This is a genomic window from Phreatobacter sp. (assembly GCF_051860605.1).
Taxonomy (GTDB): Bacteria; Pseudomonadota; Alphaproteobacteria; order Rhizobiales; family Phreatobacteraceae; genus Phreatobacter.
This window is the reverse complement of the sequence record NZ_JBHYDR010000003.1, coordinates 275,801-300,290: the sequence shown is the minus strand read 5'-3', so window position 1 is coordinate 300,290 and position 24,490 is coordinate 275,801. Positions and strand designations below refer to the sequence as shown.

Annotated in this window: 26 protein-coding genes; 19 read left to right on the top strand and 7 right to left on the bottom strand. The window is 68.6% G+C overall.

What is annotated here, in order from left to right; translation table 11 throughout:
* Positions 1–36 precede the first annotated feature (36 nt).
* The 8 genes from ACTIFS_RS06940 to ACTIFS_RS06905 all read left to right on the top strand — a co-directional run bounded on the left by ACTIFS_RS06940 (position 37) and on the right by ACTIFS_RS06905 (position 6,261).
* Positions 37–831: a thymidylate synthase gene (locus tag ACTIFS_RS06940; protein WP_439573330.1), complete on the top strand. Its 795-nt coding sequence runs from the start codon at positions 37–39 to the stop codon at positions 829–831.
* A gap of 117 nt (positions 832–948) precedes the next feature.
* Complete coding sequence (locus ACTIFS_RS06935) at positions 949–1,611, top strand: dihydrofolate reductase (protein ID WP_439573329.1); 663 nt, start codon at positions 949–951, stop codon at positions 1,609–1,611.
* Complete coding sequence (locus tag ACTIFS_RS06930) at positions 1,589–1,837, top strand: dihydrofolate reductase (protein ID WP_439573328.1); 249 nt, start codon at positions 1,589–1,591, stop codon at positions 1,835–1,837. Before ACTIFS_RS06935 ends, ACTIFS_RS06930 begins: the two co-directional genes overlap by 23 nt.
* A 180-nt stretch (positions 1,838–2,017) precedes the next feature.
* Entirely contained in the window at positions 2,018–3,214 is a 1,197-nt protein-coding gene (gene hflK, locus ACTIFS_RS06925) for an FtsH protease activity modulator HflK (RefSeq protein WP_439573327.1), read from the top strand.
* On the top strand, positions 3,211–4,182 hold the full coding sequence (gene hflC / locus ACTIFS_RS06920; RefSeq protein ID WP_439573326.1) for a protease modulator HflC: 972 nt from the start codon (positions 3,211–3,213) through the stop codon (positions 4,180–4,182). The genes hflK and hflC overlap by 4 nt, the downstream gene beginning before the upstream one ends.
* A 65-nt stretch (positions 4,183–4,247) precedes the next feature.
* Entirely contained in the window at positions 4,248–4,433 is a 186-nt protein-coding gene (locus ACTIFS_RS06915) for a DUF2065 domain-containing protein (protein WP_439573325.1), read from the top strand.
* 105 nt (positions 4,434–4,538) lie between these two features.
* Positions 4,539–5,321 (top strand): succinate dehydrogenase iron-sulfur subunit, encoded by a 783-nt coding sequence (locus ACTIFS_RS06910; RefSeq protein ID WP_439573324.1) that lies wholly within the window; start codon positions 4,539–4,541, stop codon positions 5,319–5,321.
* A gap of 196 nt (positions 5,322–5,517) precedes the next feature.
* The gene (locus ACTIFS_RS06905) at positions 5,518–6,261 is read left to right on the top strand and encodes a protease inhibitor Inh/omp19 family protein (protein ID WP_439573323.1); all 744 of its coding nucleotides are present in this window, start codon (positions 5,518–5,520) and stop codon (positions 6,259–6,261) included.
* 150 nt (positions 6,262–6,411) lie between these two features.
* Here ACTIFS_RS06905 and rpmE read toward each other — a convergent pair whose 3' ends face one another.
* Positions 6,412–6,648: a 50S ribosomal protein L31 gene (rpmE, locus tag ACTIFS_RS06900; RefSeq protein WP_439573322.1), complete on the bottom strand. Its 237-nt coding sequence runs from the start codon at positions 6,646–6,648 to the stop codon at positions 6,412–6,414.
* Positions 6,649–6,793: 145 nt separating this feature from the next.
* On the opposite strand from rpmE, the gene ACTIFS_RS06895 reads away from it, so the two are divergent.
* On the top strand, positions 6,794–8,659 hold the full coding sequence (locus tag ACTIFS_RS06895) for an ABC transporter transmembrane domain-containing protein (protein ID WP_439573321.1): 1,866 nt from the start codon (positions 6,794–6,796) through the stop codon (positions 8,657–8,659).
* On the opposite strand, the gene ACTIFS_RS06890 is transcribed toward ACTIFS_RS06895, so the two are convergent.
* The 4 genes from ACTIFS_RS06890 to ACTIFS_RS06875 all read right to left on the bottom strand — a co-directional run bounded on the left by ACTIFS_RS06890 (position 8,646) and on the right by ACTIFS_RS06875 (position 12,997).
* Positions 8,646–9,674 (bottom strand): peptidoglycan -binding protein, encoded by a 1,029-nt coding sequence (locus ACTIFS_RS06890; protein ID WP_439573320.1) that lies wholly within the window; start codon positions 9,672–9,674, stop codon positions 8,646–8,648. The two genes, ACTIFS_RS06895 and ACTIFS_RS06890, sit on opposite strands and share 14 nt — an antisense overlap.
* Positions 9,674–10,666 carry a flagellar motor protein MotA gene (locus ACTIFS_RS06885; RefSeq protein WP_439573319.1) on the bottom strand — a complete coding sequence of 331 codons (993 nt, stop codon included), beginning with the start codon at positions 10,664–10,666 and terminating at the stop codon, positions 9,674–9,676. The genes ACTIFS_RS06890 and ACTIFS_RS06885 overlap by 1 nt, the downstream gene beginning before the upstream one ends.
* Positions 10,667–10,829: 163 nt before the next feature.
* A complete protein-coding gene (locus ACTIFS_RS06880; RefSeq protein ID WP_439573318.1) occupies positions 10,830–12,212 on the bottom strand; it encodes an aminotransferase in 1,383 nt (460 codons plus the stop codon).
* Positions 12,213–12,313: 101 nt separating this feature from the next.
* Positions 12,314–12,997, bottom strand: coding sequence for a GNAT family N-acetyltransferase (locus ACTIFS_RS06875; RefSeq protein ID WP_439573317.1), 684 nt, complete (start codon positions 12,995–12,997; stop codon positions 12,314–12,316).
* A 179-nt stretch (positions 12,998–13,176) separates the two neighbouring features.
* Here ACTIFS_RS06875 and ACTIFS_RS06870 point away from each other — a divergent pair, with 179 nt between their 5' ends.
* The 4 genes from ACTIFS_RS06870 (at position 13,177) to ACTIFS_RS06855 (ending at position 17,915) form a co-directional block, all read left to right on the top strand.
* Positions 13,177–14,595: an amidase gene (locus ACTIFS_RS06870; protein ID WP_439573316.1), complete on the top strand. Its 1,419-nt coding sequence runs from the start codon at positions 13,177–13,179 to the stop codon at positions 14,593–14,595.
* Positions 14,596–14,995: 400 nt separating this feature from the next.
* Positions 14,996–15,970, top strand: a complete 975-nt coding sequence (locus ACTIFS_RS06865) for a hypothetical protein (RefSeq protein WP_439573315.1) — start codon at positions 14,996–14,998, stop codon at positions 15,968–15,970.
* A gap of 35 nt (positions 15,971–16,005) precedes the next feature.
* A complete protein-coding gene (locus ACTIFS_RS06860; protein WP_439573314.1) occupies positions 16,006–17,277 on the top strand; it encodes a M16 family metallopeptidase in 1,272 nt (423 codons plus the stop codon).
* Positions 17,274–17,915 (top strand): GNAT family N-acetyltransferase, encoded by a 642-nt coding sequence (locus ACTIFS_RS06855; RefSeq protein WP_439573313.1) that lies wholly within the window; start codon positions 17,274–17,276, stop codon positions 17,913–17,915. Before ACTIFS_RS06860 ends, ACTIFS_RS06855 begins: the two co-directional genes overlap by 4 nt.
* Before the next feature lie 8 nt (positions 17,916–17,923).
* Here the strand turns inward: ACTIFS_RS06855 and ACTIFS_RS06850 are convergent, their stop codons facing one another.
* Together ACTIFS_RS06850 and ACTIFS_RS06845 are read right to left on the bottom strand one after the other, a co-directional pair.
* Positions 17,924–18,265 carry a DHCW motif cupin fold protein gene (locus ACTIFS_RS06850; protein ID WP_439573312.1) on the bottom strand — a complete coding sequence of 114 codons (342 nt, stop codon included), beginning with the start codon at positions 18,263–18,265 and terminating at the stop codon, positions 17,924–17,926.
* A gap of 16 nt (positions 18,266–18,281) precedes the next feature.
* Positions 18,282–18,848, bottom strand: a complete 567-nt coding sequence (locus ACTIFS_RS06845; protein ID WP_439573311.1) for a DUF4337 domain-containing protein — start codon at positions 18,846–18,848, stop codon at positions 18,282–18,284.
* Between the two features lie 101 nt (positions 18,849–18,949).
* Between ACTIFS_RS06845 and ACTIFS_RS06840 the strand changes: the two genes are divergently transcribed.
* The 6 genes from ACTIFS_RS06840 (at position 18,950) to ACTIFS_RS06815 (ending at position 24,463) form a co-directional block, all read left to right on the top strand.
* Positions 18,950–19,753 carry a peptidoglycan recognition protein family protein gene (locus tag ACTIFS_RS06840; RefSeq protein WP_439573310.1) on the top strand — a complete coding sequence of 268 codons (804 nt, stop codon included), beginning with the start codon at positions 18,950–18,952 and terminating at the stop codon, positions 19,751–19,753.
* A 3-nt stretch (positions 19,754–19,756) separates the two neighbouring features.
* The gene (locus ACTIFS_RS06835) at positions 19,757–20,362 is read left to right on the top strand and encodes a hypothetical protein (protein WP_439573309.1); all 606 of its coding nucleotides are present in this window, start codon (positions 19,757–19,759) and stop codon (positions 20,360–20,362) included.
* A 2-nt stretch (positions 20,363–20,364) separates the two neighbouring features.
* The gene (locus ACTIFS_RS06830) at positions 20,365–21,111 is read left to right on the top strand and encodes a M15 family metallopeptidase (protein WP_439573308.1); all 747 of its coding nucleotides are present in this window, start codon (positions 20,365–20,367) and stop codon (positions 21,109–21,111) included.
* A 219-nt stretch (positions 21,112–21,330) separates the two neighbouring features.
* Positions 21,331–22,320, top strand: a complete 990-nt coding sequence (rsmH, locus tag ACTIFS_RS06825; protein ID WP_439573307.1) for a 16S rRNA (cytosine(1402)-N(4))-methyltransferase RsmH — start codon at positions 21,331–21,333, stop codon at positions 22,318–22,320.
* Entirely contained in the window at positions 22,317–22,718 is a 402-nt protein-coding gene (ftsL, locus tag ACTIFS_RS06820) for a cell division protein FtsL (RefSeq protein ID WP_439573306.1), read from the top strand. The genes rsmH and ftsL overlap by 4 nt, the downstream gene beginning before the upstream one ends.
* The gene (locus ACTIFS_RS06815; protein ID WP_439573305.1) at positions 22,718–24,463 is read left to right on the top strand and encodes a peptidoglycan D,D-transpeptidase FtsI family protein; all 1,746 of its coding nucleotides are present in this window, start codon (positions 22,718–22,720) and stop codon (positions 24,461–24,463) included. The genes ftsL and ACTIFS_RS06815 overlap by 1 nt, the downstream gene beginning before the upstream one ends.
* Positions 24,464–24,490: the final 27 nt, after the last annotated feature.

The window sequence follows — 24,490 nt, the reverse complement described above, 5'->3', positions numbered from 1 at the left end:
GGCGAAGATTCGCCGTCTCCAGCGGGGCCATCCTCCGTGCGCCAGTATCACGATCTCATGCAGCGCGTGCTCGACACCGGCACGCAGAAGACCGACCGGACCGGCACCGGCACGCTGTCGGTCTTCGGCCACCAGATGCGCTTCGATCTGGCCGAGGGCTTTCCGCTCGTCACCACCAAGAAGCTGCACCTGAAATCCATCGTCCACGAACTGCTCTGGTTCCTGAAAGGCGACACCAACATCGCCTATCTGAAGGCGAACGGCGTCAGCATCTGGGACGAGTGGGCCGATGCCGACGGCAATCTCGGGCCGGTCTATGGCAAGCAGTGGCGCTCCTGGGCGGCGCCCGACAGCCGGACCATCGACCAGATGGCCAATCTCATGGCCATGCTCCGGCGCAGCCCGGATTCGCGCCGCCTCATCGTCTCGGCCTGGAACCCGGCCGAGATCGAGGATATGGCGCTGCCGCCCTGCCATTGCCTGTTCCAGTTCTACGTCGCGGACGGGCGGCTCTCCTGCCAGCTTTACCAGCGTTCGGCGGACATCTTCCTCGGCGTGCCGTTCAATATCGCCAGCTACGCGCTGCTCACCCTGATGGTGGCGCAGGTGGCCGGCCTGAAGCCGGGCGACTTCGTCCACACGCTGGGCGATGCCCATCTCTACCTGAACCATGTCGATCAGGCCCGGCTGCAACTGGCCCGCCCGCCAAAGCCCCTGCCGGTGATGGCGCTGAACCCCGCGGTCACCGACCTGTTCGGCTTCCGCTACGAGGACTTCGCGCTCACCGGCTACGACCCGGACCCGCATATCAAGGCGCCGGTGGCGGTCTGATGGCGACCGTGGGCGGGATTGCCAATCTCGCCAATCCGTCTATGTGACGGGTCCCATCTGGCACCGAGTTATATCTTGTCCCGCATCCCAAGAACGATCATTGGACGGCGGATAGTCATGCCGTCAATCTCCTGCATCGTTGCCCGTAGCTATCCGGGCAACGTGATCGGCGCTGAAAACAAGCTGCCGTGGCATCTCAGGACCGATCTCAGGAAATTCCGGGAAACGACGCTCGATCACGTTGTAATTATGGGGCGCAGAACGTTTGAGTCCATCGGACGCCCACTTCCCGGACGAACAAACATAATATTGTCTCGAGAACCCGGGAACGATGGACCTGATCTATATTGGGTCAAGGATCGTGAGAATGCGCTGTTTATAGCGGATGTTATGACAATCATGCGTGGTAAGACGCATTTTTTTGTGATCGGCGGGAGCGCAATATATAATACATTTGATGAGCTGATAAATAGAGTCCATTTGACAGAAGTTTATGCTCAAAACTTAAAAGGGGATGCGCATTTCCATAAGGAATTTGATCTGAGGAAGTGGAAGACGATATCCGAGAACCCGTTCCCAAGATCAGATATTGATGATTATCCATTTATGATAACGATACTTGAAAAGAGAAATAAGACCGTAAGACAGTTTCCGCCATCATACTTTCTAACTGGCGGTGGAGGTCAAATTGCAAATTCAATACGAGAGCGAGTTGTTGAAAATGCGGTAATCTTGCAGCCGGCCATTCAGCTCGAATTTGGAATGTCTCACGCTGACTAGTCCCAAGATCGTCGTTCTCGGCGGTGCCGACATCTATGCCCAGGCGCTGCCGCTCGCCGCCCGGCTGCTCATCACCCATGTTGACGCCTCGCCGGCTGGCGATGCGGTATTTCCGGCCATCGATCCCGCCATCTGGACCGGCCGGGAGGTGATGCGCGGGGAGGCGGGTGCCGCAGACGAGCACGCCTTCACCGTGGTGGATTACGGGCGTTCCCGGCAGGATTGAGCCGCGACGGGAGGCCGTCGCACGGCCTCCTGCGGCTTTCCGTCCGCCCGAATGCGGAGATTGGCACGCCGGATCGCGTTGAAAGGCGCGGACCGACCTTCTATATCCCTTCGGCAACGAGGCGCTGGCGGGCGCCGCCCCGGCCTCTCAGGCCGGGCTCACGCAGCGAGGACAGTCTTCATGCCGTGGAACAATCAAGGCGGCGGCCCCTGGGGCGGCAGTGGTGGCGGCGGTGGCGGCGGTGGCGGCCCACGCGGCCCGTGGGGGCAGGGCCCCCAGGGCGGCGGCAGTGGCGGTGGCGGCGGCGGTGGCAACCAGCCCCCCGATCTTGAGGAGATCATCCGCAAGGGCCAGGAGAAGCTGAAGAACGTCCTGCCGGGCGGCGGTGGATCCGTCGGCGCCAAGGGCATCGCCCTGATCGCCATTCTCGGCGCGGTCATCTACGGCCTCACCGGCTTCTACACCGTCGGCCAGAACGAGATCGGCGTGAACACGATCTTCGGGCGCCATATCGGCAACGCCGCGCCGGGCCTGAACTGGAACCCGCCCTCGCCCTTCGGCCTGGTGTACCGCGTGCCGGTCACCGACGTGCGGCGCACCGAGGTCGGTTATCGCTCCGCGGTCGGCCCGCGCGGCGCCAACCGCGACGTGCTGGAAGAGAGCCTCATGCTCACCGGCGACGAGAACATCGTCGATATCGATCTTGAGGTGCAGTGGGACGTCAACGCGGCCCAGGTCGCCGATTTCGTCTTCCAGCTGCAGAACCCCGAGAGCACCGTGAAGGCCATGGCCGAGAGCGCCCTGCGCGAGGCGATCGGCCGCCGGCCGATCCAGTCGATCCTGACCACCGACCAGGCGGCGGTCGTCGCCGAGGTGCGCCAGCTCATGCAGAAGGCGCTGGATGAATACCGGTCCGGCGTCAACATCCGCGTCGTGCAGCTCCTGTCGGCCCTGCCGCCGGCGCAGGTGCGCGGCTCGTTCCTGGACGTCAACGCCGCCCAGCAGGACGCCAACCGTGTGCAGAACGAGGCCCGCACCTATGCCAACCAGGTGACGCCGGAGGCGAGAGGCCGCGCCGCGCAGACGCTGCAGGAGGCCGAGGCCTATCGCGACCGCGTCGTCGCCGAGGCCAACGGTCAGGCGAGCCGTTTCACCCAGGTCTTCGAGGAATATCGCCGTGCGCCGGACGTGACGCGCGAGCGCATGTTCCTCGAGACCATGGAGCGCATCTTCGGGGGAATCGACAAGGTGATCATCGACCAGCCCGGCAACGGGCAGGGCGTCGTGCCCTTCCTGCCGCTCGACCAACTCATGCGCCAGCAGCAACAGACCGCGCCTGCCCGTCAGGGCGCCGCTGCCCAGGGAGCCACCCGATGAACAGTTCCATCCGGATGGTCCTCGGCGTCGTAGCGGCCGTCGCGCTGTTTGCCCTCGCCAACGCCTTCTTCATCGTCCAGATGACGCAGCATGCCATCGTGCTGCGCTTCGGACAGGTCGTTCGCGAGCCGATCAGCCTGCCGGGCCTCTATTTCAAGATGCCCTTCATCGACAATGTCGTGACGCTGGACAAGCGCGTCCTCGATCTCGACCTGCCGGTCCAGTCGGTGCTGACCACCGACCGGCAGAATCTCGACGTCGATGCCTTCTCGCGCTACCGCATCACCCAGCCGCTCCGCTTCTTCCAGACGGTGCGGACGGTGCCGACGGCGAACACGCGCCTCGCCAGCTTCGTCAATGCCTCGATGCGTAACATCATCGCCGGCGCCACCATGACCGCGCTCATCCGCACCGACCGCGAGCGGCTGATGAACGAGATCCAGCGCGACGTGAACCGCGAGGCGACGACGCTCGGCGTCGAGATCGTCGATCTCAGGCTCACCCGCGTGGACCTGCCGCAGATCAACCAGGAAGCGGTCTACAACCGCATGCAGACGGAACGCCGTCAGGAGGCCGCGGACCTGCGCGCCACCGGTCAGCAGGCGGCGGTGACCATCCGCGCGCGTGCCGACCGCGAGGTGGTCGGCATTCTCGCCGAGGCCAACCGGCGGGCTGACGAGATCCGCGGTGCCGGCGATGCCGAACGGAACAAGATCTTCGCCGACGCCTTCGGGCGTGATCCGAACTTCTTCTCGTTCTACCGCACCATGCAGGCCTACGAGCAGAGCATGCGCCAGGGTGACACCCGCATGATCGTCTCGCCGACGTCGGACTTCTTCCGGTACTTCGGCGATCCGTCCGGGCGGCGCAACGTGCCGGGGGCTTCCGCTGCCCCGTCGCGGGCCGCAACGCCCAATCCGGGACCGGGTGGTGCGGCCCCGGCTCCGGCTCCGGCGCCCGGCAACTGACGGAACGGGCCGGTGGCGCGTCCCCGTGACGGTCTGCCGCCGGCCCTGACATCCCCGGGCCTGCCATGACGGATTTCATCGTCGCCCTCGGCCTCGTCCTCGTCATCGAGGGCCTGATCCTCGCGGCCTTCCCCTCCAGGGTTCGCGAGGCGCTGGAGGTGATGCGCGTGACGCCGGACCAGCAGTTGCGGCTGGTCGGCCTGATCGCGGCGCTGGCGGGCCTTGTCGTGGTCTGGTGGATGCGGAGCTGACCGGCGTGGATCGCCGTCCCGACAAAAGACACGATTGACAAGCCGGCGCTCAGGCTCGAAGGGAGGGCACCTTCGCTCGTCGAGCGCGCGAAATGCAGGCGTCACATGGCTCAGTTCACGCTTCCGAAGAATTCCAGGATCACCGAGGGCAAGATCTGGCCGCGCCCGTCGGGGGCCAATCGCATCTCCGAATTCAAGATCTACCGCTGGAATCCGGATGACGGCGCCAATCCGCGCATCGACACCTATTTCGTCGATCGCGACGATTGCGGCCCGATGGTGCTCGACGGCCTCATCTGGATCAAGAACAAGGTCGACCCGGGCCTGACGTTCCGCCGCTCCTGCCGCGAGGGCATCTGCGGCTCGTGCGCCATGAACATCGACGGCACCAACACGCTCGCCTGCACCCGCGGCATGGACGAGGTGAAGGGCGCGCAGGTGAAGATCTATCCTCTGCCGCACATGCCGGTGGTCAAGGATCTGGTGCCGGACCTGACCCGCTTCTACGCCCAGCATGCCTCGATCGAGCCCTGGCTGAAGACCACCACCGCCCAGCCGGAGAAGGAATGGCGCCAGTCGCGCGAGGACCGCGAGAAGCTCGACGGGCTCTACGAGTGCATCCTGTGCGCCTGCTGCTCCACCTCCTGCCCGAGCTACTGGTGGAACGGCGACCGCTATCTGGGGCCGGCCATCCTGCTGCAGGCCTATCGCTGGCTGATCGACTCGCGCGACGAGGCCACCGGCGAGCGCCTCGACAATCTCGAGGACCCGTTCCGCCTCTATCGCTGCCACACGATCATGAACTGCTCGAAGGCCTGCCCGAAGGGGCTGAACCCCGCCAGGGCCATCGCCGAGATCAAGAAGATGATGGTGGCGCGCCAGGTCTGACCGGTTCACGGTCTATGAGCCGGCCATAGCCGGCTCGCAGCGTGCCATTCCGGAAACGGTCAGTCCGGAAACCGCCGGTTAACCGGATTGGTGACAATTCTCGACAAGTCGCAGCCTTGCCACGAAAAGGCCGGACGACGAGTCGACGTTCCAGTGTCCGTGCGTCCGTCCGGACAGTTTTCGGATGAACCCGCCCATGGCCCAGCGCCGAACCGCCCAGCGCCTCATTGTCCACAGCCCCTCGGCCGCCCGTCTCGCCGCCCTGCTTGTCCTGTCCGCCGCGCTGGCGGGCTGCACGTCGTCGGCCCGTTTCGGCAGCTTCTCGACCGCCTCCGTGCCGCCCTCGGGCTCCGAGCGGATCGACCAGGGCTTCGGCCGGACCGATGCGCCACCACCGCCGGAGAGCCGCCCGCCGGGCGCTTCCGAGGCCGATGTCATCCCCGGCGGCCAGCCCGGCGAGACCGGCGGCATCGAGAGCCAGGAAATGGCGCCGCCGGCCGAGGTCGGCCGGTCCGATTCGGGTCCTCCGGCCATCGACCAGTCCCTGTCGCCGAGCAGCCCCGGTGGCCAGCCGAGCATCATGGCCGACGATCCGCGCTCGCCGAGCGCCCCGCCCGCCGTCGTCTCGTCCCTGCCGCGCCAGGAAACCGCCCGCGCCGCCAATTCGCCGACGGCGGTCTCGGGTACCTGGACGGTGACGGATGCCGGCGACCGCTGCCGCATCACGCTGACCTCCACGCCGCTGTTCGAGTTCTACCGTGCCAGCCCGCAAAGCTGCCGTGCGCCGTCGCTGGCGCGCATCAATGCCTGGGAGCAGCGCGGCTCGGAAATCGTGCTCCTGCAGCCCGGCGGCCGCGTCGCAGCGCGTCTGTCGCCGCAGGGGGGCGGCAGCTATTCGGGTGCGACCGCCACCGGCGCGCCGGTCTCCATGACCCGCTGATCTGCCGGACGACGGCTCGCGATCCCGCCGGCCGGAACGCAAAAAGCCCCGGCGAACCGGGGCTTCGATTGCGGAGATTTCGATCTCAGGCGCCTGAATTCCAGACAGGTCCCGGCAAGAATCGCCTGCCGGGCCGCCTGTGAGCGCTGCTCAGGAGGGCGTCTTCAGGGCGCCGATGCCGCCGAAGCGCTGGTTGAAGCGCGACAGGCGACCGCCGCGGTCCATCAGCTGCTGCGAGCCGCCGGTCCAGGCCGGATGCGACTTGGGATCGATGTCGAGCTGCAGCGTGTCGCCTTCCTTGCCATAGGTCGAGCGCGTCGTGTACTCGGTGCCATCGGTCATGACGACCTTGATGGTGTGGTAGTCGGGATGGATGCCGGTCTTCATGGGTCGCCCTCAACGCTCGCCGGTCGCGTTTCAGCCCGGCATCACGGTCAATGTCTGTGACGAGAAGACGCGCTCATAACGGAAGACCGCCGGCTTTTCAAGGCTTGGCGAGTGCGGACGGGCGCAAGGTGAGGGACGTGCGGCAATGAGCATGGTGACGGCCGCCGGTGGCCCTGCCGACGCGGCGAAGACGGAGCGCAAGCCGCGCCTGCGGCCGCTGATGCGATTCCTGCCCTTCATGCTGCGCGACAAGGCCATGCTGGCCGCTGCGGGACTGGCGCTCGCCATTGCCGCGCTGGCGACGCTGGCCGTGCCGCTGGCGATCCGCCGGATGATCGATTTCGGATTTTCCTCCGAAGGCATGGTCACCCAGTATTTCGGCATGCTGGTGGTGATCGCCGCCGTCCTGGCTGTCGCTTCGGCCGCCCGCTTCTATCTGGTCACCACCATCGGCGAGCGGGTGGTGGCGGATATCCGGTCCGCCGTCTTCGCCCATCTGACGACGCTGTCGCCCGCCTTCTACGACACCGCGCGCACCGGCGAACTCATCTCGCGCATCAGCGCCGATACTACCCAGCTCAAGTCGGCGGTGGGCGTGTCGGTGTCCATCGCCCTGCGCAACATCATCATGTTCGTCGGCGCGGTGGCCATGATGGTGGTCACCAGCCCGCAGCTCTCGCTCTATGTCGTCGGGGCCATTCCGTTCCTGGTGCTGCCGCTGGTCGCCTTCGGCCGCGATGTCCGCAAGCGCTCGCGCATCGCCCAGGACCGCCTCGCCGACGCCACCGCCTATGCCGACGAGAACATCCAGGCGGTGCGCACCATGCAGGCCTTCACGGCAGAGGCCATGGTCACCGGCCGTTTCAGCGCCGCCGCCGAAGAGGCCTTCGACAGTGCCCGCCTCGCCAACCGGGCGCGGGCGATCCTGACCGCGGTCATCATCTTCCTGGTCTTCGCGAGCGTCGTCGGCGTGCTCTGGGCCGGCGCCCTGCAGGTGCTCGCCGGCACGATCACCGCCGGCCGCCTGTCCCAGTTCGTGCTCTATGCCGTGTTTGCCGCCAGCGCCCTGTCGCAGCTCTCCGAGGTGTGGAGCGAGATCAGCCAGGCCGCCGGCGCCGCGGAGCGGATCGTCGAGATCATGGAGACGGAGCCGGCCGTGGCCGCGCCGGCAACGCCGCTCGCCCTGCCCGAGCCGGCACGCGGCGAGGTCGCCTTCGTCGCCGTGCGCTTCGCCTATCCCGTGCGGCCGGAGGCAAAGGTGCTCGACGGCGTCTCCTTCGAGGTCAGGGCCGGGGAGAGGGTGGCCATCGTTGGCCCGTCCGGTTCCGGCAAGTCGACATTGTTTGCCCTCATCCAGCGCTTCTACGACCCGCAGGGCGGCGTCGTGCGCATCGACGGCGTGCCGCTCGCCGAGGTCGATCCGGCGGCCCTGCGCCGCCGCATCGCCATGGTGCCGCAGGATGTCGCGATCTTCGCGGCCTCGGTAGCCGACAACATCCGCTACGGCCGGCCCGAGGCGAGCGACGAGGAGGTGCGTCAGGCGGCGCATCTGGCCCATGCCGCCGAGTTCATCGAGCGGCTGCCCGGCGGATACGGCAGTCTCGTTGGCGAGCGCGGCGTGACGCTGTCCGGCGGCCAGCGCCAGCGGATCGCCATTGCCCGGGCGATCCTGCGCGATGCGCCGCTGCTGCTGCTCGACGAGGCAACCTCGGCGCTCGATGCCGAGAGCGAGACGCTGGTGCAGGGCGCGCTCGACGGGCTGATGAAGGGGCGCACCACGCTGGTGATCGCACACCGGCTGGCGACGGTGCTGACCTGCGACCGCATCCTGGTCATGGAGCATGGCCGCATCGTCGAGGAGGGCACGCACGACAGCCTCGTGGCGAGCGGCGGCCTCTATGCCCGGCTGGCCGACCTGCAGTTTGGCCTCGCCCGCGGCCGCGGCCCGGCCCCAAGGGCGGCGGTCAAACGTCTCGCGCCGCCGGAGGGCGGGCCGGTCAGCGGTCCGTGAGTCTCAGCTCGATGCGCCGGTTGCGGGCGAGCGCCTCGGTGCTCTCACCCTGGTCGATCGGCTGGAACTCGCCGAAGCCGGCGGCAACCAGCCGCTGGGGCGGAATGCCCTTGGTGATCAGATACTGGACGACGGCGATGGCGCGTGCCGCCGACAGGTCCCAGTTGGTGCGGAACCGTCCGCCCCCGCTGATCGGCCGGGCATCGGTATGGCCGTCCACCCTGAGCACCCAGGGAATGTCTGCCGGGATGTCCCGGCTCAGTTGCAGCAGCGCCTCGGCGATCTTGTCGAGCTCGGCGCGCCCGCCGGCCTCGATCTCGGCCTGGCTCGATCCGAAGAACACCTCCGAGCCGAACACGAATCGGTCGCCGACCACGCGGATGTCGGCCCGCTCGGCGAGGATTTCCCGCAGCCGTCCGAAGAACTCGGACCGGTAGCGCGAGAGCTCCTGCACCCGCTGGGCCAGCGCCAGGTTCAGCCGCCGGCCGAGATCGGTGATGCGCACCTGCGATTCCCGGTCGCGGGACTCGCTGACCTGGAGCGCATCCTCCAGCGCCGCAAGCTGGCGCCGCAAGGCGGCGATCTGCTGGTTCAAAAGCTCGATCTGGGTGATGGCGGCCTGGGCGTTGCGCCGCTGTTCGGCCAGCTGGGATTCGAGCGTGCCCGCCCGGCCGGCCGCCGAGCCGGCCTCGGCGCGGGTGTCGTCGAGCAGGCCCTGCAGGCGGCGGCGGTCCTCCTCCGTCGCGCCGAGCGTCGCGGTGATGGCGGCGAGCCCCTCCTGAAGGGTGGCGCGCTGGCCGCGCTCGAGCCGGAGCAATTCGCCGAGCTCGGCGATCTGCGCCTGCAGGCGCACCATGGCGTCGTCCTTGCCGGCGATGTCGCGCTGCAGGAAATACTGCGCCAGCATGAACACCGACAGCATGAAGATGATCGACAGCAGGAAGGTCGACAGGGCATCGACGAAACCCGGCCAGTAGTCGATGCCGCGGTCCCGGCGCGCCCGCGACAGGGCCATCAGGAGCGTCCCCGCTCGCTGAGCAGCTTTTCAAGCAGCCGCCGCAGCTCGGCCTGGTCGCCGGTCTGTTCCTGCAGGAGGTCGCGCAGCAATTGCTGCTCGGAGCGCAGATGCGTCACCAGCCCCTGGATGCCCTCGGCAAGGTTGGCCATCGCGGCGGTCGCCCGCTGGTTCGAACTGCCTTCCACCATGGCCTGCTGCAGCCGGTCGAAGGCCCGCTGCAGGTCCGCGACCGAGACGCCGCCGGCCGGCGTCTCGCTGTCCTGCCCGATCACCGTCATGTCGCCCACCGCCGATGACAGCCAGTCCTCCACCTCGGTGTAGAACCGGTTCTGGGCCTGGCTCGCCTGCAGGTCGAGGAAGCCGAGCACCAGCGAGCCGGACAGGCCGAACAGCGAGGACGAGAACGCGATGCCCATGCCGCCCAGCGGCTCGGCGAGACCCCGCTTCATGTCCTCGAAGATGGTGCCGAGTTCGCCCTGCGTCGACAGGCCGTTGATCACCCGGCCGACCGAGGTGACGGTCTCGATCAGGCCCCAGAACGTGCCGAGCAGGCCGAGGAAGACCAGCAGACCGGTCAGGTAGCGCGACAGCTCGCGTCCCTCGTCGAGGCGGGTGGCGAGCGAATCGAGCAGCGAGCGCATGGTGGTGGTGGTGATCGACATGCGCCCGGCCCGGTCGCCGAGCATGGTCGCCATCGGCGCGAGCAGCACGGGCGCCCGGTCGACCGCCAGGCCCGGGTCGGCGACGCGGAAGGAATTGACCCAGCGCACCTCCCGGAACAGCCGGATGACCTGCCGGAATGTCAGGATGACGCCGATGAGGCCGACGGCGACGATGACGCCGTTGAGGCCCGGATTGGCCATGAAGGCAATGGTCACCTCGCGCTGGAGCACGGCCACCATGAGGCCGACCAGCGCCAGGAACACCAGCATCCGGAACAGGAAGATCCGCGGGGACGAGACCTTGAAGGGATCGAGATCGCGGCGCATCAGCAGGGGGTCACTCGGTTCATGTTACGCAGAGGCTAACCCCGCACGCGCCAGAAATGAAGCGAGCGATATGGCGGCGCTGTGACGGCGGCCGGAGCGAGGCAGCGGCAGGCGCCGATCCCGGCGCCGCCAGCCTCATCGCGGACCCCGCCGGAGGATCGCCTCAGGTCGTGACGAGACCTTCCTTCGTCGCCCAGTCGAGCGTGCGGTCGAGCGCGCGGGAGAGGCGGTCGAACATGTCGTCGATCTCTTCCGGCGCGATGATCAGCGGCGGGCAGATGCCGACGGAATCGCCCATGGCGCGCAGGATCAGGCCCTCTTCCTCGGCATGCTTCACAACCCTCGCGCCGACGGCCGATTTCGGCTCGAAAGCCTTCTTCGTCTTGCGGTCCGCCACCACCTCGACCGCGCCGACCAGGCCGATGCCGCGTGCCTCGCCGACCAGCGGGTGGTCGCCGAGCGCCTTCAGATGCGCCTGGAACTGCGGCGACTTGGCCGCGGCCTTCTCGATGATGCGGTCGCGCTCGTAGATTTCCAGCGTCTTCACGGCAACCGCCGCCCCCACTGGGTGGCCGGAATAGGTGAAGCCGTGGCCGAACGTGCCGACCTTCTTCGATTCGACGATGGTGGCCTGGTACATGTCCTCCGGGATCATCACCGCCCCGACCGGCATGTAGGCCGAGGTCAGCGCCTTGGCGACCGAGATCGAGTTCGGCTTGTAGCCGAGCGCCGAGGAGCCGAACCATTCGCCGAGGCGGCCGAAGCCGCAGATCACCTCGTCGGCGATCATGAACACGTCGTATTTCGTGCAGACCGCCATGATCTTCTCGAAATAGCCCTTCGGCGGCACGATCACGCCGCCGGCGCCCATCACCGGCTCGGCGATGAAGGCGGCGACCGTGTCCGGACCCTCGCGCAGGATCATGTCCTCCAGTTCCTGGGCGCAGCGGGAGGAGAATTCTTCCTCGGTCTCGCCGTCCTTGCCGAAGCGGTAATAGTGCGGGCAGGACGTGTGCAGGATGCCGGCGATCGGCAGGTCGAAGTCGATGTGGTTGGCAGGCAGGCCGGTCAGCGAGGCCGAGGCCACGGTGACGCCGTGATAGCCCTTGATGCGCGAGACGATCTTCTTCTTCTGCGGGCGGCCGAGCGCGTTGTTCATGTACCAGATCAGCTTGACCTGGCTGTCATTGGCCTCGGAGCCGGAGCAGACGAAGAACACCTTGGAGATCGGCACGGGCGCCTTCTCCTTCAGCTTTTCGGCCAGTTCGATCGCCGGGTCGTGGCTCTTGCCGCCGAACAGATGGGTGAAGGACAGCTTCTTCATCTGCTCGTAGGCGGTCTGGGCCAGTTCCTCGTTGCCGTAGCCGAGCGATGCGCACCACAGCCCCGACATGCCCTCGATATAGGACTTGCCGTCGACATCGGTGACATGGATGCCCTTGCCGCTCTCCAGGATCAGCGTGCCGGTCTCGCGGACCGTCGCCTGGTTCGTATAGGGGTGAAGGATGGTCTCGACGTCGCGGACCTGCAGGTTCGTCAGCGGCATGGCAGCCTCCGGAGAATGAGAAGGCGCCATGAAGCCGATCCTGCAGGCAGGTGTCAAAGCACGGCAGGAATGCGGGTGCAGCGTCGGCCCGGCGAAAGGCGTCAACCCTCCGGCGGCGTGTCCTTCGGCTCGGCCGGCAGCGTCGCTGAAGCCTTCGGTTCCGCAACCTTTGGGGCGGCCGCCCGTGCCGGCGGCCGCCGCCGCTTCAGAGGGCGCGGCGGCAGAAGTTCCGGATCGCTGACGACCTTCTTGGCGAGGAAGATGGCGGCGTCCAGCTTGGTGAAGGTGCGGGCGCGGTAGAACTTCAGCGCCGTGTCGTTGTTCTCGGCGACCTCCAGCACCAGATGGGTGCAGCCGCGCAGCCGGGCGAGGTGTTCCAACTGGTCGAGCACGAAGGAGCCGAGGCCGCGGCCCTGGAACTCCGGGTCCACCGCCAGTTCCTCGACGAACAGCGGGCGCATCTCGCGGGCTCGGAAATAGCGCTCGTTCATCCAGTTGTCGGTGCCGATGATCGACAGCGCGCATTCGGCATAGCCGACGATCCGCTCCTTGCCGTCCTGGCGGATGACGAACAGGAGCTGCTCGATGCCCTTCTCCTCATAGACCTCCTCGAAGCGCTTCTTCGATTTCGGCCGCTGGTATTCGACGGTCGAGCGGTTCACCTCGCGGAACACCGCCTTGATGAACTCCCAGGTGCGGTTGAGGTCACGCTTGTTGAGCCGCCGGACCCGGACATGCGGCTCGGCGGACAGGTCGGCGGCGGCTTCTGGCGTCTCGGCGGTCATCTGGCAGGTCCGGGATGGGCAGCCGCAGTCTTAGCGGAAAGGCTGCGCACCGACCAAGGGGGCGCCCGACCCATTCGCTGGCCGCATGGCCCGGCTGGCGCCGGCCTGCCTTGCCGTCACCGCTGCGGGGGTGCAAGGCTCGCGGCAGGGATCGCAAGGAAACGCCGAAAGGACCGCCCATGGCCGCCGACCTGTCGCTGATCGAGAAGAGCGCGACCCAAGTCCTCAAGCTGCTGAAGAAGGGCGAGGTCTCGCCACTCGACCTCCTCGACACGCTGGAGAAGCGGGTGAAGGCGGTGGACGGCAAGGTCAACGCCCTGCCGACCCTGTGCTTCGACCGGGCCCGCAAGCACGCCCGCGCCCTGATGAAGAAGCCGGCGGAGGAGCGCGGCCTGCTGATGGGCATGCCCGTGCCGATCAAGGACCTGGCCGATGTTGCCGGCGTCCGGTCCACGCAGGGCTCGCCGATCTTCAAGGACCATGTGCCGACGGTCTCCAACGTGCTGGTGGACCGGCTGGAGGCCCAGGGCGGCGTCATCTACGCCAAGTCCAACACGCCGGAATTCGGCGCCGGTGCCAACACCTTCAACGAGGTGTTCGGCGCGACCGTGAACCCCTACAACACGAAGCTCTCGGCGGCCGGCTCGTCGGGCGGGGCGGCCGTGGCGCTGGCCACCGGCATGGCCTGGCTGGCGCATGGCTCCGACATGGGCGGGTCGCTGCGCAACCCGGCGAGCTTCTGCGGCATTGTCGGCATGCGGCCGTCCCCCGGTCGCGTTGCGTCGACCCCCGGCACCAAGATCGACGCGACGCTCGGCGTCGAGGGGCCGATGGCCCGCACCGTGGCCGACCTCGCGCTGCTGCTGGATGCCATGAGTGGCGACGACCACCGCGACCCGCGTTCGCTTCCCTCACCGAAGACCAGCTTCCGCTCGGCGCTGAAGGGGCCGTGGAAGCCGAAGCGCGTCGCCTGGTCGGCCGATCTCGGCATCACGCCGGTGGACCCGGAGGTGAAGGCGATCTGCATGAAGGCGGCGAAGCGCTTCAAGGAGGCGGGCGTCATCGTCGAGGAGGCCCATCCGGACTTCTCGGAAATTCACGAGTGCTTCGGGACCTTGCGCGCCTATGCCTTTGCCACCACCAAGGTCGAGCTCCTGCGCACCCATCGCGACAAGCTGAAGCCCGAGGTGATCTGGAACATCGAGAAGGGCCTGAAGCTGACCATGGACGAACTGACCCGCGCCGAGGCGCAGCGGCAGGCCATGCTCCAGCGCTCGCTCGCCTTCTTCGAGCGCTACGACCTCCTGCTGACGCCGGCCACCATCGTCGCCGCCTATCCGGTCGAGCAGCGCTTCGTCGCCGAATGCGACGGGTTCACCTTCCCCGACTATGTCCAGTGGCTGTCGATCGCCTATGCGCTGACCACCGTGTCCAGCCCGGCGCTGTCGCTGCCCTGCGGGTTCACCAAAGACGGCCGGCCGGTGGGCCTGCAGATCGCGGCCCGGCCCCATGGCGAGGACCGGGTGCTGGCCGGGGCGGCGATGCTGGAGACGATCCTCGGTCTGAACACGGTCAGGCCGGTCGATCCGAGGGGATGAGGCGAGGGCCCTGCCTCCGGCTTTTATTCTTTTTGAAAGAAAATAAGCCTTGACAGCGTGACGCTGGTTCGGTAGGTTTCAGGCATGTTCGAAAACTGCGCCTGATGCCCGGCAGCCTGCCGCCCTTGCCCTGGGCGGCGGGAGGAATGCGGGGCCGTCTTCGACATCGTCCACAGCTGCCGCGAGGCACCACCGGACATGATGTCCCGCCGAGATTGTCCACAGCTGCCGCGAGGCACCACCGGACACGATGCCCCGCCGAGACCGTCCATTGCTGCCGCGAGGCACCGCCGACGTCGGCACCGTTAACGCCCTGTCCACCTCATTCACCGGTTTTGCACCAGCCCCGTCCACCCGGTGTTAAACATGCTGCGGGGTCGCATCGCAGGGGAGGCTGGCAATGCTGGGCCAGATCACGCGACGTGCGACCATCGTTCTCGGCCTTCTCGGCCTGCTTGCCGGACTGGCCGTCCAGCCCCAGGCCGCCCGGTCCCAGACCGCCAACACCCGCGATGTCCGGCAGTCGGCCATTCCGGATTTCGCGACGGTTGCCGCCGAGAACCGCGGCCTGACCGGATTCTATGTCGCCGGCGGCCTCGGCTATGCCTTTTCCGCAAGCCGCGCCTTCTCCCTCGTCGACGGCTTCGCCTGTCCCGGCATCGCGCTGCCGGGCCTCGGGCCGGTCATGGTGTCGGGCTCCTCCGGCTGCACCACCTCGGCGGCGATCGGGGGCCTCAGCGCCCATGCCATGTTCGGCTGGAACACGGTGATCGGCGGGCGCTGGATCGCCGGCCTCGAACTGCGCGGGCGGCTCGGCAGCGAAACGGGCAGCGGCCGCCTGGGCGGCACCTCGACGGTCACGCTTGCCGGGATCCTGCCCTATACCAATGTCGCCGCCGGCACCTATCGGGCCTCCCTCACCGGCGGCCTGGCGCTGACCGCCCGCTACGGCATCGACATCGGCGGCGTCATGCCCTTCGTGCGGGGCGGCCTCGGCATGGCGCACCTTAGCGAGCGTGTCGATTTCGATGCGACCGGCTCGCGCGCCTGCGCCATCACCGGCATGCCGCCGACGCTCGCCTGCACGTCGGGCGGACGGGTGACCAGCCAGACGGCGCGCTGGCTGCCCTCGCTCGTGCTCGGCGCCGGCGTGGAAGTGCCCTTCGGCCGCTGGTTCGTCAGGGCCGAGGGCGAACTGGAGGCTGCCTTCTCGCCATCCTCCAACCTGATGCGGACGCTGGCCGGGCAGGCCATGGTCGATGTCACGGGCGGCCCGACAGGCGACCCGGCCACGGTGGCCGGTCAGGCGGCGCTGCGCTCGGAGAACTGGATCGTCTCCCGCAGACTGATGCTCTCGGGCGGCTTCCGGTTCTGACGCCGGATCACTATGTTCGCGGCATGAACATCACCATGTCTGCGGCCACCCGCCTCACCACCCTCGAATCCGGCCTGACGGTTGTCACCGACACCATGCCGCACCTGCGAACGGCCGCGGTCTCCGTGACCTTCGGGGTGGGCGGGCGCGACGAGCGCCCCGACGAGCACGGCATCAGCCATCTCCTCGAGCACATGGCCTTCAAGGGCACCACCCGGCGCACGCCGCGAGCCATCGCCGAGGAGATCGAGGCGGTGGGCGGCGACCTCAACGCCTCGACCGGCTCGGAGAGCACGTCCTACTACGCCAAGGTGCTGGGCGAGGACCTGCCGGTGGCGGTCGACATTCTCGCCGACATCCTCACCGATCCGCAGTTCGACCCGGCCGAACTCGTCAAGGAGAAGAACGTCATCGTCCAGGAGATCGGGGCCGCCGAGGATTCGCCCGACGACGTGGTGCAGGACCTGTTCGTCGCCAGCGCCTTTCCCGGCCAGCCGCTCGGCCGGTCGATTCTCGGAACCCCACAGGCGGTCCGTTCGGCGACCCCGGACAAGCTGCGCGGCTATCTCGGCCGCAGCTACAGCGCCCCGCGCACCGTGGTCGCGGCAGCCGGCGCCGTCGATCACGACAGCCTGGTGGAGATGGCCGCCCGGCAGTTCGCGCGCCTGTCCGCCGAGGCCCCGCCCAAGAGCGAGGAGGGGCGCTACAAGGGCGGCATCGCCACGGCCAGCCGGCCGATCGAGCAGACCAACCTCGTCTTCGGCTTCGAGGGGGTCAGCTACCGCGACAGCGATGTCTATGCGGTCGGCGTGTTCAACAACCTTCTGGGCGGCGGCCTGTCGTCGCGGCTGTTCCAGGACCTGCGCGAGGAACGCGGGCTCTGCTACGAGATCCATTCCTTCCACTGGTCCTATGGCGATACCGGGCTGTTCGGCATCTCGGCCGGCACCGATCCGGCCGACGCCCATGACCTGGTCGGCCTGTCGCTCGACGTGCTGCACAAGGCGGCGACCGGCGCCACCGAGGCCGAGGTCGGCCGCGCCAAGGCGCAGATGAAGGTCGGGCTGCTCGGGGCGCTGGAAAGCGGCTCGGCGCGCACCGACCAGATGGCCCGCCAGGTGCTCGCCTTCGGGCGCACCTATGAGCTCGACGAGATCGTCCGGCGCATCGATGGGGTGACGGTCGAGGCGGTCCGTGCCGCCGGTTCGCGGCTGATCGGCGCGTCGGCGATGACTTTTGCGGCGGTCGGCCCGAAACGTGGGCTGGACAAGGTGGCGAGGCTGGCGGAACAATTCCGTCCGACATGAACGCTTCGACAAAGGACCCGGCAGGAAGGCCGCTGTCGCCGCGGCCGCTCTCGCTGCTGCGCGCCGTCGGGCTTGCCTATGACCCGCCCGAGCCGGTCGTCGGCGGCAAGGTGACCATGCGCGTTCCGGACATGGCCGATTTCGAGCCATGGGCGGCGCTCAGGGGCGCAAGCCGCGGGTTCCTCGTGCCGTGGGAGCCGGCCTGGCCGCCGGACGACCTCACCCGCTCCGCCTTCCGCCGCCGGGTGGCGCGCTACCGGCAGGACTGGCGTGACGATCAGGGCTATGCGCTGTTCGTCCATCGCCACGAGGACGGGGCGCTGGTCGGCGGCGTGACGCTGACCAATGTCCGCCGCGGCGTGGCGCAGGCCGTCTCGCTCGGCTACTGGATGGGCCAGCCCTTCGCGGGCCGCGGCTACATGAGCGCGGCAGTGCGCACGCTGATCCCCTTCGCCTTCGGGGCGCTCGGCTTCCGGCGCGTCGAGGCGGCCTGCGTGCCGCACAATGGCACCTCGATCGCGCTTCTGGAAAAGGTCGGCTTCCGGCGCGAGGGGCTCGCCCGGCAATATCTGTGCATCAACGGCACCTGGACGGATCACCTGCTGTTCGGGCTGGTGAAGGGCGATCCCATCGGCTGAAAAGCGCCTCAGTAGACGATGAACAGGCGCGCCCCCTGTGGCGCGCGCGAGCGGTGCGGCTCGGCGCCATCGGCCACCTGATAGCTCATGCCCGGCTTCAGGACGAATACGCGGCCATCGGCCAGGGTCGTCTCCAGTTCGCCGTCGAGGCACAGCAGCACATGGCCCTTCGAGCACCAGTGGTCGGAGACATAACCGGCCACATACTCCACCATCCGGACGCGGATCGGGTTGTCCGGCGGCCCGAAATGCTGCGTGCGCCAGAGCGCATGGCCGGCATCGCCCGCATGCCGGGTCGGCTCGATCGTGGACCAGTCGACGGTGCAGAAGGCGATATCGGTCATGCGCATGGAGCGGCTCCGGGGATCACAGCAGATGGATCAGCCCCGGTTTGAACAGGCCGATGGCCGAAAAGGCAATGCCGACCAGGCCGAGCCCGCCGGCCAGCCAGGCGAGGAACATGGCGCCCGTGACCACCGCCGCCGAGGCCAGAACGATGGCGATCTGGAAGGCCGCCGAGGAAATCTCGAAGTCATGATAGCGCTTGTAGGCGACATCCCGCTTCTTTTCCGCGGCCTGGGCGCGAACCGAGAGCTGGCGGCGGCCCTCATTGGTCTCCGGCTCGTTGTCCCAGCGCGCCGCCCTCTGCCGCCATGTCTCGATCTGCCGGCTCATCGCCGCCTTGACCGCCTCGTCGGCCGCCGCATCGCGGGACAGGGCCATGTCCTCCGCGGCCGTGGTCACCGCGGTCATCCGGATGGTCTTGGCCTGAAAGAAGGCCCAAAGGTTGGAGGCCTCGACATTGGCGTTGAGCGCGTCGGTCTGCGAACTCTTGGCTGCGGTCTCCGCCAGCGCCAGGAACAGGGCGAGGATCGCGATCAGCAGCGCGATCCTCTTGTTGGAGGGGTCGATGTGGCCATGGCCGCCGGACATGTGGGAATCTCTTGCAAGATGACGGAGTGTGACCGTTTGCCTCGCTTTCATGGCGGCGGCAAGACAGCTGTCGTGAGGAATGCGCCGCAAGGAGCCCCGTCGTGAGCGACCAGTGCCAAAATCACGATCACGATCACGATCACGACGACGGCGACCTCGCGGCGCCCGACTCGCCGCTGGCGACCGGCCTGTCGCCCTCGCCCAACCACGATGTCCGTAAGGCACCGGTCGACATCCTGCTGCTGCACTATACGGGCATGCGCGACGGCCTCTCGGCGCTGCACCGGCTGTGCGACCCGAATCCGCCGCGCGTCTCGTGCCACTACCTCGTCTTCGAGGATGGCGAGACGGTGCAGATGGTCGCCGAGCGGCGCCGCGCCTGGCATGCCGGGGCGGGCTCCTGGGAAGGACGGGAGGACGTCAATTCCCGTTCCATCGGCATCGAGATCGTCAATCCCGGCCACGAATTCGGCTACCGGCCGTTCCCGCAGGTGCAGGTGGACCAGGTGATCGCGCTCGCCGGCGACATCCTGGCCCGCAACGGCATCGCGCCCGCGCGCGTGCTGGCCCATTCGGACATTGCACCGGCGCGCAAGCAGGACCCCGGCGAACTGTTCCCCTGGGACCAGTTGGCCAGCGCCGGGCTGGGTCTCTGGGTGCCGCCGGTGCCCGACGCCGGCGGACCGGCCTATCGCCGCGGCGAGGAGGGCCCCCCGATCCAGGCCCTGCAGGCGCTTCTCGGCATGCTCGGCTTCGGCATCGCGGTCACCGGCGTCTTCGATGCCGCGACCGAACAGGTCGTCACCGCCTTCCAGCGCCACTGGCGGCCGGGGCGTGTCGACGGGATTGCCGATGCCGCGACATTGCGCACCCTGCGCGATCTTCTTGGCGCGCGGAGCGCCTGAGCCATGTCCGCCGCGATGACGCTGCCAAACCTCGATCCGCTCATGCGGGCCGCGGCCGAGGCCGTGCTGGAGCCGGACGAGACGGTGCGCTGGCTCGGCATCCCGGACCCGTCGCGCTCGCCCGGCGAGACCGGGGCCGGCTTCACCGCCGCCTGGGTCTGGCTGGGCATTACCGGGCTCTGGCAGGCCGGGGCGCTCACCGCCGCGCTCCTGTCGGGCTTCCCCGAGGCCTGGTATTATGTCGGCATCGGCAGCCTGTTCATGGCCATCGGCCTCCTGCTGCTGTTTCGCGCGCTGCGCGAGCGGCGCGACGCGCGCCGGCGCCTGCACCTCGTCACCGACCGGCGCGTCATCACCATCGACCTGGCCGATCCGCGGCGCTCGCTGGTCCTGACGCCGGCCGAGATCGGCTATGCCGAGACCGTCACGCGGCCGGGCGGGGCAGGGGACATCGAGATCGGCCACGGAGCGCCCGGCACCTCCGCGCGCGATGCCGACCGCTTCCACCATCTGCGCGGCGTCGAACAGGCCGATGCCGCCATCAAGGCCATGCGGCTGCTGATGGGCGATGCCGGCCTGCGACTGGTGACGAAGGCCCCGGAGGACTGACCATGCGGCGGTGTGTCGTGGGCGCGTTCGTGCTTCTCCTGGGCGTCGCCGCGCCCGCCGCGGCGCAGTCGGCTCTGCCGCCCGGCTTCGTCCGGCTCGCCGACATCAGCCCGACCATCCGCCAGGACATCCGCTATGCCGGCGCCCGCAACTTCCTCGGCCGGCCTGTCGCCGGCTACGCGGCGGCTGCGTGCATCCTGACAGAACCTGCGGCGCGCGGCCTCGACCGGGCGCAGCGCGAGATCGCCGCGCGCGGCCTGACGCTCGTCGTCTTCGACTGCTACCGGCCCGAGCGGGCCGTGCGCGACATGATGGCCTGGCTGCGCGATCCGGCCGCGACCGCCATGGCGGCGACCTTTCACCCGCGCGAACCGAAGGCCGGCCTGTCGCTGCGCGGCTACATTGCCTCCCGTTCGGGCCATTCGCGAGGCTCTGCGGTCGATCTCGGCATCGCGCGCATCGGGGCCACGGCCGGCGGCGGGACCGGCCCCTGCACGGCTCCGGCCGGCCGGCGGATCGACGACGGAACGCTCGACTTCGGCACCGCCTATGACTGCTTCGACCCGCTCTCCGCGATGGGGGCGGCCGGCATCGGGCGGGAGGCGACCGCCAACCGCGCCATGCTGACGGCCCTGATGCGCCGGCACGGCTTCCGCGGCTATGCGCGGGAATGGTGGCACTTCCAGCTGGCCAACGAGCCGTTTCCGGCCCGCGCCTTCGACTTTCCCGTGACGGCGGGCGGCCGGTGAGCCTGTTCCGCATGGTCACCAAACCCTTAGCTGAAACGCTTTCTTAACGGCGCAAGGCGTTAATCGGGCGTTGACGACACGGGCCCCGCGCAAGGGCGTTCGCGGGGCGTGATCGTCGCCGACGCCCCTGATGCCATGCCGGTCCGCAAGCTGCAGCCAGTTCCGACGCCGCCCCCGCGCGCAAGGCCCGCGGGAGGTTCCGCGCGCCGCCGCGCAGGCATGCCGAGAGGGCCGGTCATGAGTGTTTCCCCGGCGGGTTCGGAACCCGCTCGCCATGTCCCCGTCATGCTACGGGAAGTGCTGGCCGCCCTTGCCCTGCGCGACGGCGCGGTGATCGTCGACGGCACATTCGGTGCCGGCGGCTACACGCGGGCGATCCTGGCGGCCGCCGACACCCGCGTCATCGCCATCGACCGCGACCCGGATGCCATATCCGGCGGTGCCGGCCTCGTTGCCGGGGCGGTCGGCCGCCTGACCCTCGTCCACGGCCGGTTCGGCGAACTCGACGCCCTCGCGCGCGAGGCCGGCCATGACGGCCTCGACGGCGTCGTGCTCGATATCGGCGTTTCCTCCATGCAGCTCGACCAGGCCGATCGCGGCTTTTCCTTCCGCGCCGACGGGCCGCTCGACATGCGCATGGGCCAGTCCGGCGACAGCGCCGCCGACCTTGTCGCCCGGCTCGACGAGAAGCCGCTGGCCGACCTCATCTACACCTATGGCGAAGAGCGGCTGTCGCGCCCCATTGCCCGCGCCATCGTCCGCGCCCGCGACGAGGCGCCGATCGTCACGACGCGGCGGCTGGCCGACATCGTTGCGCGGGTGGTGCGGTCAAAGCCCGGCGACATCCACCCGGCCACCCGCACCTTCCAGGCCCTGCGCATCGCCGTGAACGACGAACTGGGCGAACTGGAGCGGGCGCTGGCTGCCGCCGAGCGCGTTCTGAAGCCCGGCGGGCGGCTGGTGGTCGTCACCTTCCACTCGCTGGAGGACCGCATCGTCAAGCAGTTCCTGGCCGACCGCTCGGCGACCGGCTCGGGCGGCTCGCGCCATGCCCCGGCCGTGGCCGTTCCCGACCCGACCTTCGTGCCGCTCGGCCGCAAGGCCGAGGCGGCCTCGCCCGCAGAAGCGGCCACCAATCCGCGCGCCCGGTCCGCCAAGCTGCGCGCCGCCACGCGGACGGACGCACCCGCACGGAGCAGCACGCCATGATGCGGGTCCTGCATACGCTGGTGGTTCTGGCGCTGATCGCGGCGGCCGCGGTGGTCTATCGCGTCAAATACGAGGCGACCCGCCATGCCGAGCAGGTGGCCAGGATCCGCCTGGAGATCAACCGCGAGCGCGAGGCCATCGGCGAGTTGCAGGCCGAATGGGCGCGGTTGAACAATCCGGCCCGCCTGCAGGCGCTGGCCGAGCGTCACCTGACGCTCAAGCCGCTCGCCATTCCCCAGATCCACGACCTGCGGAACCTTCCCGAGAAGCCGAGCCTCGATCCCGATCCGATCGGCACGATGCTGGAGGCGCTCGGCACGACCGGTGTCGATCCCACCGCCACCGGCTCGGTCCGCCCCACCCCGGTTCCTCCGCCGCGGCCCCAGGGAGCGCGCTGATGGCCGCCAGACCGTCCTTCCTGATGCGCGTGCGGCTGTTCCTGGCCTGGATTCTCGCCGGTCCCCAGGCCGAGCGGCTGAACAAGGCCCGCAGCCGCATCGGCCTCGTCATGGCCGGCTTTGCCGGGCTCTACCTGATCATTGCCGGAACGATGATGGTCTATGCCGGCAAGCGGTCCGGCCAGGATGGCACCGCAGGCCGTGGGCAGGAGGCGGTCTCGGCCAGCCGCCCGGATATCGTCGACCGCAATGGCGCGGTGCTGGCCACCGACGTCAGGTCCATCTCGCTGTTCGCCGAACCGCGCAAGCTCGCCGCCAGCGTCGACGTGGACGAGGCCACCGAGATGCTGACGGCCGTGCTTCCCGATCTCGACCAGCGCGAGGTGCGCGAGCGGTTGAGGTCCGGACGCGGCTTCGCCTGGCTGAAGCGCGAGATCACCCCGCTCCAGCGCGAGCAGATCCATCGCCTCGGCATTCCCGGCATCGGCTTCCTGCGCGAGCCGCGCCGCTCCTACCCGAACGGGCCGACGCTGTCCCACGTCCTCGGCATGGTCAATGTCGACAACCAGGGCCTTGGCGGCATCGAGCGCTACATCGACAACCAGGGGCTCACCGAGCTCCACCGCGTCGGCCTCGCCACCGCCCGCAACCACGAGCCGGTTCAGCTGTCGATCGACCTGCGCGTCCAGCATGTGCTGCGCGACGAGATGGTGCGCGCCCGCGAGCGGTTCCGCGCCAAGGCGGCGGCGGCGGTGATCATCGAGGTCAATACCGGCGAGATCGTCGGCCTCGTCTCCTATCCCGACTATGACCCGAACCAGCCGGCCACCGCCCATGGCTTCGAGCGGGCGAACCGGATCACCACAGGCGTCTACGAGATGGGCTCGGTGATGAAGTCGCTGACCACCGCCATGGCGCTGGACTCGGGCCGTTTCGGCATCAATTCGAGCATCGACGCGCGCTTTCCCATGTCGGTGGGGCGCCATCAGGTGCGCGACTTCCACGCCCAGCGGCGGGTGCTGACCCTGCCGGAAGTGTTCACCTATTCCTCCAATATCGGCACAAGCCGGCTGGCGCTGACGCTGGGCGCCGAGCACCAGCGCGCCTTCCTGCGCAAGCTCGGCCAGTTCGACCGCGTGGTCACCGAGATCGGCCCCTCGACGGCGCCGCTCGTGCCGCGCCGCTGGCCCGACATTACGGCCGCCACCGTGTCCTTCGGTCACGGCATGTCGGTGTCGCCGCTGCAGGCGGTGATGGGCACGGCGGCGCTCATCAATGGCGGCCGGCTGATCACGCCCACCTTCCTGCGCCGCACGCCCGAGCAGGTCGCGGCTGCCTCCCGCCAGGTCATCCGGCCGGAGACCTCCACGGCCATGCGTTTCCTGATGCGCCTCAACTCCGAACGCGGCTCCGGCCGGCGCGCCGAGGTCGAGGGCTTCTATGTCGGCGGCAAGACCGGCACCTCCGAGAAGGTCATCGGCGGGCGCTATTCCAAGGACAAGAACATCAACTCGTTCATGGCCATCTTTCCGGCCGACCAGCCGCGCTATCTCCTGCTCGTCATGCTCGACGAGCCGCGCGGCATTCCCGAGACCCATGGCCTCGCCACGGCCGGCTTCAACGCCGCGCCGACGGCCGGCCGGGTGATCGCCCGTTCCGCGCCCCTGCTCGGCCTGACGCCGCGGATGGACCTGGCGCCGGCCATGCAAACGATCCCCGTCGGATATCGCATGCCCGGACGCTGACCGCCGGCCGCCCAACGGCTGCCACAG